Annotated in this window: 11 protein-coding genes and 1 tRNA gene; 3 read left to right on the forward strand and 9 right to left on the reverse strand. The window is 48.3% G+C overall.

Going from position 1 to position 13,279, the window contains the following annotated elements; translation table 11 throughout:
• From G4V39_RS00785 to nhaA, 5 genes are all read right to left on the reverse strand, one after another.
• Positions 1-852: a CoB--CoM heterodisulfide reductase iron-sulfur subunit B family protein gene (locus G4V39_RS00785; protein WP_166031117.1), complete on the reverse strand. Its 852-nt coding sequence runs from the start codon at positions 850-852 to the stop codon at positions 1-3.
• On the reverse strand, positions 849-1,394 hold the full coding sequence (locus tag G4V39_RS00790; protein WP_166031118.1) for a 4Fe-4S dicluster domain-containing protein: 546 nt from the start codon (positions 1,392-1,394) through the stop codon (positions 849-851). The genes G4V39_RS00785 and G4V39_RS00790 overlap by 4 nt, the downstream gene beginning before the upstream one ends.
• An 11-nt stretch (positions 1,395-1,405) precedes the next feature.
• Positions 1,406-2,494 carry a Coenzyme F420 hydrogenase/dehydrogenase, beta subunit C-terminal domain gene (locus G4V39_RS00795; protein ID WP_166031119.1) on the reverse strand — a complete coding sequence of 363 codons (1,089 nt, stop codon included), beginning with the start codon at positions 2,492-2,494 and terminating at the stop codon, positions 1,406-1,408.
• A gap of 483 nt (positions 2,495-2,977) precedes the next feature.
• Positions 2,978-5,269: an EAL domain-containing protein gene (locus G4V39_RS00800; RefSeq protein ID WP_166031120.1), complete on the reverse strand. Its 2,292-nt coding sequence runs from the start codon at positions 5,267-5,269 to the stop codon at positions 2,978-2,980.
• 85 nt (positions 5,270-5,354) lie between these two features.
• Positions 5,355-6,545: a Na+/H+ antiporter NhaA gene (nhaA, locus tag G4V39_RS00805; protein WP_166031121.1), complete on the reverse strand. Its 1,191-nt coding sequence runs from the start codon at positions 6,543-6,545 to the stop codon at positions 5,355-5,357.
• 455 nt (positions 6,546-7,000) lie between these two features.
• On the opposite strand from nhaA, the gene cooS reads away from it, so the two are divergent.
• A complete protein-coding gene (gene cooS, locus G4V39_RS00810) occupies positions 7,001-8,803 on the forward strand; it encodes an anaerobic carbon-monoxide dehydrogenase catalytic subunit (protein WP_166031122.1) in 1,803 nt (600 codons plus the stop codon).
• Between the two features lie 6 nt (positions 8,804-8,809).
• Here the strand turns inward: cooS and G4V39_RS00815 are convergent, their stop codons facing one another.
• Positions 8,810-9,871 (reverse strand): IS630 family transposase, encoded by a 1,062-nt coding sequence (locus G4V39_RS00815; protein ID WP_166031123.1) that lies wholly within the window; start codon positions 9,869-9,871, stop codon positions 8,810-8,812.
• 225 nt (positions 9,872-10,096) lie between these two features.
• Here G4V39_RS00815 and G4V39_RS00820 point away from each other — a divergent pair, with 225 nt between their 5' ends.
• Positions 10,097-10,789: a LytTR family DNA-binding domain-containing protein gene (locus G4V39_RS00820; protein WP_166031124.1), complete on the forward strand. Its 693-nt coding sequence runs from the start codon at positions 10,097-10,099 to the stop codon at positions 10,787-10,789.
• Between the two features lie 25 nt (positions 10,790-10,814).
• Here the strand turns inward: G4V39_RS00820 and G4V39_RS00825 are convergent.
• Both G4V39_RS00825 and G4V39_RS00830 read right to left on the reverse strand, forming a co-directional pair.
• Positions 10,815-10,891 (reverse strand) — tRNA-Arg (locus G4V39_RS00825).
• A gap of 45 nt (positions 10,892-10,936) precedes the next feature.
• The gene (locus G4V39_RS00830) at positions 10,937-11,152 is read right to left on the reverse strand and encodes a hypothetical protein (protein WP_166031125.1); all 216 of its coding nucleotides are present in this window, start codon (positions 11,150-11,152) and stop codon (positions 10,937-10,939) included.
• Positions 11,153-11,249: 97 nt separating this feature from the next.
• Between G4V39_RS00830 and G4V39_RS00835 the strand changes: the two genes are divergently transcribed.
• Positions 11,250-12,020 carry a hypothetical protein gene (locus tag G4V39_RS00835; protein WP_166031126.1) on the forward strand — a complete coding sequence of 257 codons (771 nt, stop codon included), beginning with the start codon at positions 11,250-11,252 and terminating at the stop codon, positions 12,018-12,020.
• Here G4V39_RS00835 and G4V39_RS00840 read toward each other — a convergent pair.
• A complete protein-coding gene (locus G4V39_RS00840; protein WP_166033028.1) occupies positions 11,995-13,275 on the reverse strand; it encodes a replication-associated recombination protein A in 1,281 nt (426 codons plus the stop codon). The two genes, G4V39_RS00835 and G4V39_RS00840, sit on opposite strands and share 26 nt — an antisense overlap.
• Positions 13,276-13,279: the final 4 nt, after the last annotated feature.

Raw genomic sequence — 13,279 nt, forward strand, 5'->3', positions numbered from 1 at the left:
CTAAAACCCCACAGCCGGTTCAAAGGGGATCAAAAGTCTCTTCAGGCCCAGGGCCTCAAACTCCAGGCCCAGGGCCAGACCTATCAATTGGCTAAAGAAGATGACCGGCAGCTGACGACGTAATTGCCCCTGGAGCTGGAGGGTCTCCAGGTTGAACTGACAGAGGGGGCAAAGAGTGACAATAAGATCCGCCCCTTTGTAGCGAGCCTCCAGGACTATCTTTTTGACCATCCGACGGGCGACTTCGCTGTGGATAACCGCCTGGGCTGCCCCACAGCAGGCCGTTTTACTGGAAAGATCTATGACCTTGGCCCCGGTGAGGGCAGCGAACCTTTCAAGACCGTTGGGGTTCTCTGGATCCCTTCCAGCCCAGAAGGGCGGACGGCTGTACTGACAACCGTAGTAGGCGGCTACCGTGATATCTTTAAGTGGTCTCTTCAGGGCTACCTTAATAAGAAGACGGGTCTTTTCCTCCAAAAAAAGATCCAGGAGATGTATCAGCCTTGGAGGATTAAATAGTTGAAGTCGGTCTTCAGCCAGGGCCCAGTTAACCTTCTCAAACAGGCTCTGGTGCTTAAGGAGTTTCTGCCTGGCCTTGGCGCTGGTAGCCAGGCAGGCGTTGCAAGGGGTAATTAGCTCCTCGGCCCCCAGGTTCTCGGCTAAGGCCAAATTACGAGCGGGAAGCATTAAGGCCGGAAGCTCATTAAGACTAAAATAGGCCGTGGCTCCACAACAATTCCAGTCGGGGAGTTCAATAAGGGGGAGTTCTAAGACCTCAGCCACCGCAGCTACCGAGGTATCATAACCGGCAGCGGTGGCAAAGGTGCACCCCGGGAAAAAGAGTCTCTTCATGGATTCTCCTCCAGTTGCCAGGCTCGGGAAAGGGCTTTTTTAAATCCCTCAAGGTCCACCAATCTGCGAGCCTGAAACTCAAGACGCCCCTTTTCTTTAAGTTTGAGGGCTAGGGGGATCCGGCTTAAGGCCTCTGCAGGATGCCCCAGCAGAAAGCGACGCATGAGTTGTCCTTCTGATAGACGGCCATCCTCCGCTACCACGGCGGCAAAAATTTGGTAGAGCCGATAGACCTTATTTGGTGGCCTTATTCCGACCTTAATGGCCAGACGCTTGAGGGCATACATGATTTCCGTAATCTCTATCCCCCGGGGGCAACGGACACTACAGAGATAACAGGAGGAGCAAACCCAGCAGGTATTACTTCTAAGGGCTAAAGTAATATCGCCTCCTTTGAGAAGGGCAAAAAGACGTCGGGGTCCATAATCCATAACCTCAATCATGGAGCAGGATCCCGAACATGTCCCGCACTGGATACACTTGAGGATCTGATCCCCACCTGGCAGGGCCAAAAGATCTCGAAGATGGCCGTGGCTATGCATATTTAACTCCTTCAGCCTCCGATATCCTGAAACTCATCGGTCCGGAAGGTCACTAGTGGCATGGGCTCATCGAGCCTTTTGCCCGGTTCATATCCAAAGAGCTGTTGGATTTCGGCCCCTATGGTTTTAAAGATCTGGGCTATGGGGATAGCTGCCGGGCAGACATCCTCGCACATGCCACAGGCCACACAGGATCCAGCCATGTGGGTCATTCGACCCAGGTGAAAGAGTAAGCTGTCCAGAGGCAGGCGGGTGGTTCGACGGTGCTGAAGTCGATGGAGATAGACCTCCGGTGGATAATCAAAACAGGCCGAGGTAAAAAAGCAATCCCGACAGTAACAAAGAGGGCAGACAGATCGACAATTGTGACATCCAATACAGGGGCCAAAGATCTCTGTGAGGCCTTCAAAACCCCTTATGGTCTCTTTAATCCTTTGGCGCATTCGCTGGGCCTCTTCACCACGTCGGGAAAGAATCTCGTAAGAGGCGGCCGGAATTTCGACCTCTTCTAGGGGCGAAAACATGGTTTCAAGGGCCCGGGCCCCTTTGGGACTGTGGGCCAGTAGCAGGGGAGAGGCCTGTCCCCGAGCCCAAACTCCGAGGTCAGCCAGATCAGGCAAAGGGTTTTCACAGGCCCGACAAATGGCCCGAATACCGGGGATATCTTCACCGGCCCGAAGATGTTCAAGGTAGTCTCTTTCTACCTGGAAGATCTCTGTCTCTTCGGAAAAAATCCTTTCCAGGGGAAAGACTCCTAGACACTCCAGGCCTATGATAAAGAGACAATCCAGATTGGTCTGACCCAGCTTGGCCAGCTCCCTGAGAGCCCGGATTTCACAGGGTCTTAAAACCACACCCAGGCGGGAAGAATTATCCATCTGCTTGCTAAGCCGCGAAACTACCTTCGCCCCATTTTGAGGCATGGAAGGGAACCAGGGATGCACCGAGGAGAGGGCTTCAGGGAGGGGTACTAGGGACCAAACTACGGATCTCTCTTGAGGCACAGATCTCAGAGTCACCACGGCCTCTATTATCCCTGCCTCCATAAGATCTCGAAGGAGACTGACTACTCCTTCCTCTAACCTAACGGCTTTGGCCATAAGTTCTCCCTATATTGTGTAACAACTTTGATAGCTTTACTAACTAAGTAATTAGTTTGTATCTAAATAAATATTCGACTCTTGTTATTTATATGATCTTTTTTGTTATAAATAGCAATGTTGTCTTTCGGATATTCTTAAAGCTTTTTAAGATTATTTGTTTTTTTATGTTTCCGTTCTTTTTATTTCTCACCTGATCTTATATATCTTAAGAACCAAATAGATTAGTTCTAAACAAAAAAGAAGGGCTATTATTATAAGTTTATAAGCTTAGATTTCCCGAGAGGATAGATACGCAAGAGAAGTTTTGAGACAAACAGAATTAAGTATCCATTAAAGTTGCTAACTGTCCTGGTGGTTCTAATTAACTACTTAAGATAATCTACAAAGCTGACAGGGAGCTCAGGAGAGACTTAAAAGCTATAAATGTCGGCAAGTTTTTTAAGATTATAGAGAATCTGATGAAAACTTACAGGTATCAGATTACCAGAAAAAGTTTTCTGAACGATAGGCCTTAAGAAAATCTTTGACCTCAGCCTCAGGCATGGGTTTGGCAAAATAAAACCCCTGAACCTCGTCCACCCCCAGACCAGCGAGGAAGATGAGCTGTTCTTTCCTTTCCACCCCTTCGGCCACCGTCTTCTTACCGAAATTTCTGGCTAGATCCATAATGGCCCTGATGATGTCCACATCCTCACGGTTATCTGGTACTCCGAAGACAAAGGTGTAGTCTATTTTGAGATAGGAAAAAGGCAATCTTTTAAGATAGGCCAGGGAAGAAAATCCCGTGCCGAAGTCGTCGATAGAAAGACTGAGCCCCAGGTCTGCCAAGGCCATAAGCTTCTTGATCATCTGTTCTGTTCCGTCTATTAGGGCATTTTCGGTGATCTCAAGGCGAAGTCTCCGGGGATCCACCTGGAAAAGTTCTATTATTTCTTGAAAGCGCTCAACAAAGCCCTCTTCCCGCAGTTGGGTAGGGGAGACGTTGATGGAAAAGACCAAAGGATCACTCAGATCAAGGCGGTTGTCTCGAATTAACTTACAAGTCTCGGCCAGGACCCACTCCCCAACTGGCACAATCAAACCACTTTCCTCTAGCAAGGGGATAAACTTCGCCGGAGGATAAATCCCTCGTCGAGGGATATTTAGCCGCAGAAGGCTTTCGAATCCTACTACCTTGCGATCTTTTACCCGAATTTTGGGCTGATAGTAGAGGGTGTACCAGCCCTCTTTCAGCCCCTCCTTTAAAATGCTCAGCATCTCCCAACGGGTCTCAAAAAGCTCTTCCTGATGGGCAGAGTAAGCCGAAAAGCCGGAGGCCCCTTTCTTACGAGCTGCTCTAAGGGCAGTTTCGGAAGCTACAAAGAGCTCCTCAGCGCTGCGGCCATCCTGAGGAAATATGGCTAGCCCCAGGGAGGCGGTTAACATGAACCTTTCGCCCCCTTCTTCAAAAGGTTTTTCCAAGCATTCTCTTATCTGCTCCAGGTACCACTCAAGTGGGGGACCGTTGGTCTCCAGCGGAAGAAGAAGGGCGAACTCATCGGCTCCGATGCGGAAGGCCTCTATCCGCATTCGTCGTAGATTGGCCAGCCTTTTGGCCACTTCCCGCAAGATATGATCTCCTTTCCGACGACCGAAACTCCGGTTAAAGAAAGAAAACTGGTCTATATCTAAACAAACCAGGGCCAGGCTCTGTCCTCTGGTTTCCGCCTCCCAGACTTCGTGCTCCAGGGTTCTCATTAGGGATCTCTGGTTGGGCAGGCCGGTTAGTTGATCACGATAAAGGCTCTCCTCCAGACTTTCTCCCCGAGCAATGTAACTGAGCCCTAGAGAGAGATCCCTGGCGATCTCCTCAAGAAGCTCCCTTTCTCGAGACGAGAAAAAACCGGAGCGATGATGATATAAAAGAAGGACCCCCCAGACATTGTCCTCTATCCACAAGGGTAGGCCTATAACCGAACCGAAACCGTGCTTCCGGGCTCGAAGGGCCCAAGGTCTAAAGAGGGGATCAGCCGCAATGTCGGTAACTATAATGCTCCTTTTCTCCCTCAAAGAGCGAGCTGCCGGTCCTAGACCCTCTGGAGCCTCAGGAGAAACTTTGAGAACTATTCCTTCAAGATAAGAAGTTTTGCCAGCCGCGGCCAAAGGCCTGATTTTCTCGCCCTCGGCAACACCTATCCAGACAAGATCAAACCCTCCTTTTTGATAAAGAACTTCACAGGCCCTTTTACAGAGTCGCTGACGATCCTTTTCCTCAAAGATGAGAAGGTTGATTTCCCTTAGGATTTCATAAATCCGGTTAAGTTTTTTAAGGTCTTTCTGGGTCTTCCGAAGCTCCTCCTCTTTGCTTCTAAAATAGGCCGAAAGGCTGAGCTCCAGGTGCCAGAGGAAAACTTTATTGAGGGCCAGGATAATCTCTTCCCCCACTACATGAGAAAGACCAAGGAGCTCTTTCATCAGAAGCTCAACGTAGACAATAAAACCCTTTAAAAAAACCTCTGGAGGCACTCCCACACGGGCGTGAACTTCTCCTATCCGGAGGCACCCTTGACGGAAGTCATCATTGTAAGGTCCAAGGAGTCGCTGGAAATGGATCCTCTGGTGTCTTTTAAGGGCCTCAAGATCCCGACCTTGAAGAATCTTCCGGGCCTCGGGAATCTTCTCTAACTCTTTGTAAAAATTTTCCCAGAGCCGTAAGAGTCTTTCCTCTCCTAATTGGTGCTTCAGGCCCTCCAAAAGGGATCTTTCTGCTTGGGTAAGAGGGTTTTTTCCCATTGGGGCTCTCTGGTCTTTTGTCAATTCTTGAATCGACCACTTTGATGAGCCCCCTTAAAAAGAAAGCCTAAAATGTTCTTTTTAATTAAATTTTACTAAACGAAAGTTTAGAGGGTTTTGCGTATTTAAGGATCAGGAATCCCATCATTCCCGAAAGAAAAGAGCCAATTAGGATGGCCGCTTTATCTAAATATTGAAAGGTCTTTGGGTCAGGAAAGGCCAAGGAGCTGATAAAGAGGCTCATCGTAAAGCCTATACCTGTTAAAACAGAAACACCATAGAACTGAAGCCAGCTTGCATCTCGTGGAAGCCTGGCTATACCCAATTTGATAGCCAGCCAACTGAAGGCAAAGACCCCTATTTGTTTTCCCAAAAAGAGACCCAAAATAATCCCAAGGGAAAGCGGTTCAAGTAAGCTAGCTGGGTCAATCTTTTCTAGGTTTACGCCGGCGTTGACAAAGGCAAAAAGAGGCAGAATGAAAAAGGCTACCCAGAAATGAAGGTCATGTTCTATTTCCTTGGCCAGAGATCTGTTGTCTTTACTTTTGAGCGGAATGGTAAAGGCCAAGGCCACTCCGGCCAAAGTGGCATGAACCCCAGACTTAAGCACCGAGACCCAGAGGATGGTTCCCAGGACAAAATAAGCGGCCTTTTTCGTTATCCCCAAACGGTTGACCACGATAAGCGCTACCAAGGAAATGCTGGCAATAATAATGGAGAGCATGGAGAGCTCGCTGGTATAAAAAAGGGCGATGATAATAATGGCCCCCAGGTCATCAATGATAGCCAAAGACATCAAAAAGGTCTTCAGCGAAAGGGGAATTTTGTCGTTAACCAGGGAGAGAATACCCAGGGCAAAGGCGATGTCTGTGGCCGCAGGGATGGCCCATCCATCAAGGGCCGCGGGGTTGTTGTAGTTAAAAGCCACATAAACTAAGGCCGGAATGGCCATCCCTCCGAGGGCGGCGATTCCAGGAAGAGCCAGCTGGGCCGGTGAAGATAGATGCCCCTCCAGGATTTCCCTTTTTACTTCTAGGCCAATTAACAAGAAAAAGATGGCCATAAGGCCGTCATTTACCCAGTGAAAAAGGGGCTTAGCCAGATATAGATCCCCCAGACGAATCTCTACCGGCACATATCGAAAACCATTATATAAGGATACTAACTGGGTATTACTAAAGAGAAGGGCCACAATGGTACTAAAGATCAGCAGAATTCCACTGGTTGATTCCTTCTTAATAAAGTCTTCCAGAATCTTAAAAGAGAACTCTCTCATGAAGGCTCCGTCTTTTTGTGTTTTAGCTATTATCTTTATCTCGGCTATACTGGTAGGGTCTTTAAGAGGCTTAAGAGGCGTTTCTCGCCGAGAAAGTCCGGCCAACCCTCTAAATCCCTTGGGGGCAAAAGTCTATCAGAGACAAGGCCGGCCCGCTAGTAGCCCCCCTTAACAACGAAGGGGCCTGCTGATGCCCTTAAGCACTTCCCGAACGGGTTTCTTATCAACTTATGAGCCACTTCATAAAGACATAAAACCATTAATCAATTAATATGTAGGATTGTCTTTAAAAAAAACGTAGAATCTTATCAGCCTTATTTTTAAGGTCTCTTCAAAGTTTCCATAATTGTAAAATCAGGCCGGCTAAAACCCTTCTAAAATCCTTAAACTTACTATTTAAGTTTAGGCACTAATCGAAGATCTTTTCGTTAAATTTTATAAATTTGGAGGCAGCAATGGGAGCAGAAGAAAGAAGTGTTGACCCCGCAATTAAAGGGTTGCTTAAAGTTTCCCAGAGCTATGAGACTGTTTGGGATAGGCTGGATTCTCAAACTCCCCATTGTAAGTTTGGCCTTCAGGGCGTTTGTTGTCGCAATTGCATCATGGGGCCCTGTCGGATTAGCCAAAAGACCAAATTTGGTGTCTGCGGTGCCAATGAGGACACTATAGTAGCCCGCAATGTGGTGCGAGCCATCGCGGCCGGGGTGGCGGCTCACTCTGATCATGCCCGGGCAGTAGCCATTTTATTGGCTGAGATAGCCAGCGGCGAAAATCAAGATTATCGAATAGCAGATCCCGAGAAACTCAAGGCTGTAGCTGGGCGCCTGGGCCTTGAGACCCAAAAGGAGCTTCTTGTCCTGGCCAAAGAAGTAGCCGGGGTGGCCATGGAGGATTTTGGAAGACAGGCCGAGGAGGCTTTAAAATTCCTTAAGTCGTATGTCCCCCCTCAAAGACTGAAGCGTTGGCAGGAGTTAGAGAAAAATCTCTATAAGCAGACTGCCAAGAAAATGGGAATTCTCCCCCGCAATATAGATCGAGAAATCGCTGAGTCTCTTCACCGAACTACCATGGGGGTGGATCATGACCCTCTTTCTCTTTTGCTTCAGGGGGTAAGGACCTCTCTGGCGGATGGGTGGGGAGGCTCTCTGATGGCCACGGAACTCCAGGACATCATCTTCGGGACTCCCAGGGTAAGAGCCATTTCGACTAATTTAGGGGTACTCTCCGCGGATAAGGTCAATATTGTTATTCACGGACACGAACCCATACTTTCTGAAAAGATTGTAGAAATGGCCAGCCACCCCGAGATGGAGCGGTTGGCCCACGAAGTGGGGGCCGAGGGGATAAATGTAGTTGGAATTTGTTGTACCGGAAACGAAATCCTTATGCGTCAAGGGGTACCGGTAGCCGGAAATGAACTCCACCAGGAGATGGCTATTCTTACCGGGGCAGTAGAGGCCATGGTGGTGGATGTACAATGTATTTATCCGGCCTTAGGTAAATTGGCCAAGTGTTTTCATACAAAGTTTATTTCCACCAGCGATCGGGCTAAGTTTCCAGAATCATTACATATCCAGTTTGAAGAAAAGAATGCTGACGAGGTGGCCCGAAAGATCATAGAGACTGCTATTAAGGCCTTTCCCCTGCGGAATAAAAACCAGGTAAATATACCTAACCATACGTCAGAGGCCATAGTAGGGTTTAGCAACGAAGCCCTTATTGATCTTCTCGGGGGAAGCCTTACGCCCCTGATAGAAGCTATGATCAGTGGTGATATTAAAGGGGTTGTAGGTATCGTTGGTTGTAACAACCCCAAAGTGAAACACGATTATCACCATACCACCCTTACTCAAGAACTGATCAAAAGAGACATTCTGGTCATCGGAACAGGTTGTTGGGCTATTGCTGCCGCCAAGGCTGGTTTAATGCGGCTTCAAACCCAGGAGATATCCGGTCCAGGGCTAAAAAAGGTATGCAAGGCCCTTAAAATCCCCCCGGTTATACACATGGGTTCCTGTGTGGATTGTTCTCGAATGCTTAATTTGGCCGGGGCCCTGGCCGGCTATCTGAAGTCCGATATCTCTGATCTTCCTTTGGTCGGATCAGCTCCGGAATGGACTACCGAAAAAGCTATGGCCATAGGGACATATTTTATAGCCTCCGGGATTCCGGTACATCTCTGGCCTATACCGCCCGTCACCGGGAGCCAGACGGTGGTAAAGATGTTAACGGAAGATATTAATCAGAGCACAAAATAGTCGACATCAATCTAAGGCATACCTTACCATCGGAGCACGAAAGTAACTCCTTACTATCTCCGGCTGCCTCTGCGTGCTCATAAGATAGCTGCGTACATTACCCTCCATCTCCTCCATGCTCCGCTTCCGGCGCCTCCCCCCCGCATTCGTCTTCACATCCTGGTTCAAATACTCATCCGGATTAAGCTCCGGACTGTATCTCGGCAAATAATGCAGTTCCAACTCGTCCTCTTTGCCCTTCAACCACTCCTTAATCCTCTTTGCCCGATGCACACGGTGATTATCCACTATAAGATAAATCTTCCGCCCCTTTTCTCGTGATCTTATCAGCCTTCTTAAAAATTCAAGAAAAACTTCTGTCGTAAATCTCTCCCTAAAAATCATAAACTTAAGCTTCCCCCGGTTGTTGATGGCAGAAATCATATTGAATCGAAATCTCTTGCCGCTCACCTCCACCACCGGTGTCTCTCCCCTCGGCGCCCAACTCCTCCCCGCTTGATGATCTGACCTGATCCCTGTCTCATCTCCCCACCAAATCTCTGCCCCTTCCTCCTTGGCCCTCTTCCTTATCCGGGGATACTCCTTCTCAAGCCAGGCCTTTACTTCCTTCGGATTTCTTTCATAGGCCCGTTTCAAAGGCTTCTGCGGCGTGAAATTCCATCGCCTCAAATACCGGCCCACCGTCCATATCGAAAGCCTTATCCCAAACTTCCTCTCTATCAGTTGCCCCACCGCCTCCCTGGTCCAAAGGGAAAAGGGAAGCTTCAACTGATCAGGACAACGGTCCCGGATGATGCTACAAATGGTAGCTGCTTGCCAGCCCAAAAGTTTTCCTCCCTTAGGACGTCCGCGAGGCTTGATTTTAAGGGCTTCCTCCCCACCTTGGCGATAAAGTTTTAGCCAGTAAGTCACAGTGGTTCTGGCTATTCCCAACATTTGGGCCACTTCTTCCTGGGTTTTTCCTTGTTCCAACACGGCGTGGACGGCTCTAAAACGCAAAGCTTCTTGAGCTTTGGGAGGAAGTTTACGTGCGTCTATTTTGGGAACTTTTGGAGGGCTAGAGTCCATATCCTTGTATACCAGAGATTGGCCCTATTGTCGAGTGTTTTCTGCTCGAATTAATATTAAGGACCTTCTGGGTGGGTACTTCTTTCTGGAAGAAGATCCACTGAAAACTGTGGATCTTATGGAAGAAATTATTTTGCAAAAAAGGAAGGCCTTGGGCTGGAAAACTGACTAGAAAACAGCGGAAGCAGAGGTTATAGTTGTTATAAAACTCTGCTTCCGCTGGAAATGTTATCTCTTGATTATTTAAGACAAAGTTTCAGTATAGGCATAGTTATCTTTGATAAAGAGTTTAATATTTTATGTGTTAATGAAACCATAGAAAGAATTTTAGGATTCCGCTTAACTGAAGGGGTTTCTTCCTCCCTCCCCGAGCTCCACTCAAAAGAGGCCTTCTATAAAATTACCCAAATGATAAAAGAAGCCCAATTTGCAGGAAAAAGTGATAATTATATCCTGAAAATTCTCTCTCAGAAAGAGAAAAAGGATATAATCCTTTTGGGAAAGGTATTCACATTAAATGGTAAATATAAAGAAAACTTCATAGCTTTACTCTATGACCTTACCGATATCCTGATTGGAGAAAATAAAACAATTATCAAATTGCCGGCTTATGAAGGTAAAGATTTGCTATTATTAGATATAGAAGAAATTGATTATCTAAAGGCAGCAGGAAATTATACGGATATTTATGTTTGCAATGAAAAGTACTTAAGTCCTTTACCTATGGGAAAATTTGAGAAAAAATTAGATACTTCTAACTTTATGCGAATACATAGAAGCTTTATTGTAAACCTCAAGAAGATAAAAAAGCTCTCAAGAGAAAGAGGTAAATATTTCGTCTTACTCCAAAACGGACATAAATTACCTATAAGTAGGAATAGGCTAAAAATATCTTTAGAGAAGTTTGGCCTTAAATAAAATGGCCTTGCAAGAAAACCAATCTTGGCGCGCCGGGGAGGACTCGAACCCCCAACCTGCGGATTAGAAGTCCGCTGCTCTGTCCTGTTGAGCTACCGGCGCTCTGGATGCAAATTCTAATGGCTATCTTGGTCTTGTAAAGAGAGGTCAGGCAAGCTTTTCCTCTTCATCTGTTGGGGCAGGAGCTCGGACCAACTCACGGATTTTTTCGATCTCGTTGGGAAGGGCTTGGTCTGTCTGGCAGACAGGACAGCGCTCTATATGTCTCTTAATAAATTCCATCATTCTCGCCGGGGCCAAGGCATCCTCCATTACCTGATGATACCAGTCACGAACTAATTGTTTTAAACGGCGGCATTCCATAAACTCACAATGACTCCTTGTAGCATGTGCTTGGCACCTGTTACCTAAAATCGGCCCTTGAGGCAAGGGCAAAAAGCGATTATTTGTGTCCTCCGGTATGGGCAACCCTTGGTTTGAAGAGCGCCGCGACCTTTTCGAACGTCAGGCCCTGGCCGGGTTTATCGAGGCGGCCCTTTATTTTCACGAGATTAAAGAAAAACCCTCCATTTTTGAGGATCTTAAGGGCTGGCTGGGTTCAGAAAAAAACAAAGGTCCCTTATGGCTTCTTAAGGATATCTGCCATGCCCTCTGGCGCGACGACCTCGAAAGAACTCCTCGAGGGGTCTTCTTTGACTGGTTGATAGGTTCCATCTTTCATGAGGCCATGAAACTTAAAGAAGCCGCCTATCTTCTGGAAAGATACCGGCCTCTTTATGAGGCCTTAGAAAGAAACTACGACTATCTTCCAGAAGACTTTAGCTACTCGGAGTTCTTTGAAGATATAATCGAAGATAGAGGTCGGCACCTTCGGCGGCTACAGAGGCTTTTTCAACGGGCCAAAAGGGCCCTCTTTGATCTTCTCCCTCAAATGAAGGACAATCCGCTGGTTTTACGATTTCTACTAGAGGCTCAAAAAAATCTGGAAAAGCTCTGGGGGCCAGATAGTTTACTTGAAATCTTCGATCTTATGTTTCCCGGCCAACCAGAGATGGGTTTTATCTTAGCCGGAGAAAGCTATCTCGAGGGTCACTGGTTTGATCGGGCCCGGGGGGCCTTTCTTTCCGCCTTGAACCTCAACCCCCAGGCTCGGGAGGCCCAAAGCGGTCTTTCTCTTCTGGAACGTCGTCTGCACGAAGTTAGATCTAACCTTCGCTACGTCTCTTTATAGATTCCTCTTTGAGACGACGCCAGCGCCAGAGCCTGCGCTTAATTTCGGCCTCTTGGCCCCGGTCTGTGGGCTCATAGTAGCGACGCCCTTTGAGTTTGTCTGGAAAATATTCCTGGGGGACATAGGCTCCAGGCCAATCATGAGCATAGCGATAACCCCGTCCATAGCCCAACTCTCGCATTAATTCCGTGGGAGCATTTCGGATGTGAAGAGGCACAGGAAGGGAGCCGTGCCGCTTTACGTCGGACCGGGCCTTTTTCAAAGCCAGATAGACGGCATTGCTCTTGGGAGCACAGGCCAGATAAACGGCCGCCTGGGCCAGGGCCAGCTCTCCCTCGGGTTGGCCAAGGGCCTCGTAGGCCTCTTTAGCCGCCACGGCTATCAGAAGGGCCTGAGGATCGGCATTGCCAATATCTTCAGAGGCGCAGACAATCATCCTCCGGGCAATATAAAGAGGGTCCTCCCCGGCAGCCAGCATTCGGGCCATCCAGTAAAGGGCCGCATCTGGATCACTACCCCTCAGGCTTTTATGAAAGGCCGAGATGAGATTGTAATGTTCTTCGCCCTGACGATCATAAAGGAGGGCTTTCCTTTGGACGGCCTCCTCAACTAGCTCAAGATCGATAGTCTTCTTGCCTTCTCTGAAGGCCAGCTCGGCCGCCAGCTCCAGGCTGTTAAGAGCTACTCTGGCATCTCCCGAGGCCTGAAGGATGATGTGTTCTAGGGCCTGTCGTTCTATCTCCAGCCCCAGACTGCCCAGACCCCGCCGGCTGTCTTTTAAAGCTCGAAAGAGAAGAACTTCTATTTCTTCTGGCTCAAGGGCCTTAAGGACCAAGGTTTTGGCTCGGGACAAAAGAGGAGCAATGACCTGGAAGGAGGGATTTTCTGTAGTTGCCCCAATAAGGGTGAGAAGACCTGTTTCCACGTGAGGAAGAAGAAAATCCTGTTGGGCTCTGTTAAAGCGATGTATTTCATCAATGAAAAGCACCGTTCGTTGGCCCCTTAAAGCCTGCCGTTTGGCCTCCTCAACAATCTCCTTGAGTTCTTTGACTCCAGAGGTTACCGCCGAAATGGAGACAAAGTGGGCCCCGGCGGCCTGAGCGATAAGGCGGGCCAGGGTAGTCTTACCACAACCTGGGGGCCCCCAGAGAATAAGGGAGGGAACCGTTTTTCCCTCAAGAAGGCGGGAGAGAATCCGGCCTGGGGCCAGGAGGTGTCTTTGGCCCACGAACTCTTCCAGGCTGGCCGGACGCATCCGC

Source organism: Thermosulfuriphilus ammonigenes, from assembly GCF_011207455.1.
GTDB classification, from domain to species: domain Bacteria; phylum Desulfobacterota; class Thermodesulfobacteria; order Thermodesulfobacteriales; family ST65; genus Thermosulfuriphilus; species Thermosulfuriphilus ammonigenes.

What these genes read in the sequence shown, in the direction of transcription:
- G4V39_RS00785 (WP_166031117.1), bottom strand. Translation starts at nt 852, where the DNA reads ATGAAGAGACTCTTTTTCCCGGGGTGCACCTTTGCCACCGCTGCCGGT.
- G4V39_RS00820 (WP_166031124.1), top strand. Translation starts at nt 10,097, where the DNA reads ATGTTATCTCTTGATTATTTAAGACAAAGTTTCAGTATAGGCATAGTT.
- G4V39_RS00800 (WP_166031120.1), bottom strand. Translation starts at nt 5,269, where the DNA reads ATGGGAAAAAACCCTCTTACCCAAGCAGAAAGATCCCTTTTGGAGGGC.
- G4V39_RS00815 (WP_166031123.1), bottom strand. Translation starts at nt 9,871, where the DNA reads ATGGACTCTAGCCCTCCAAAAGTTCCCAAAATAGACGCACGTAAACTT.
- G4V39_RS00795 (WP_166031119.1), bottom strand. Translation starts at nt 2,494, where the DNA reads ATGGCCAAAGCCGTTAGGTTAGAGGAAGGAGTAGTCAGTCTCCTTCGA.
- G4V39_RS00830 (WP_166031125.1), bottom strand. Translation starts at nt 11,152, where the DNA reads ATGGAATGCCGCCGTTTAAAACAATTAGTTCGTGACTGGTATCATCAG.
- nhaA (WP_166031121.1), bottom strand. Translation starts at nt 6,545, where the DNA reads ATGAGAGAGTTCTCTTTTAAGATTCTGGAAGACTTTATTAAGAAGGAA.
- G4V39_RS00790 (WP_166031118.1), bottom strand. Translation starts at nt 1,394, where the DNA reads ATGCATAGCCACGGCCATCTTCGAGATCTTTTGGCCCTGCCAGGTGGG.
- G4V39_RS00840 (WP_166033028.1), bottom strand. Translation starts at nt 13,275, where the DNA reads ATGCGTCCGGCCAGCCTGGAAGAGTTCGTGGGCCAAAGACACCTCCTG.
- G4V39_RS00835 (WP_166031126.1), top strand. Translation starts at nt 11,250, where the DNA reads ATGGGCAACCCTTGGTTTGAAGAGCGCCGCGACCTTTTCGAACGTCAG.
- cooS (WP_166031122.1), top strand. Translation starts at nt 7,001, where the DNA reads ATGGGAGCAGAAGAAAGAAGTGTTGACCCCGCAATTAAAGGGTTGCTT.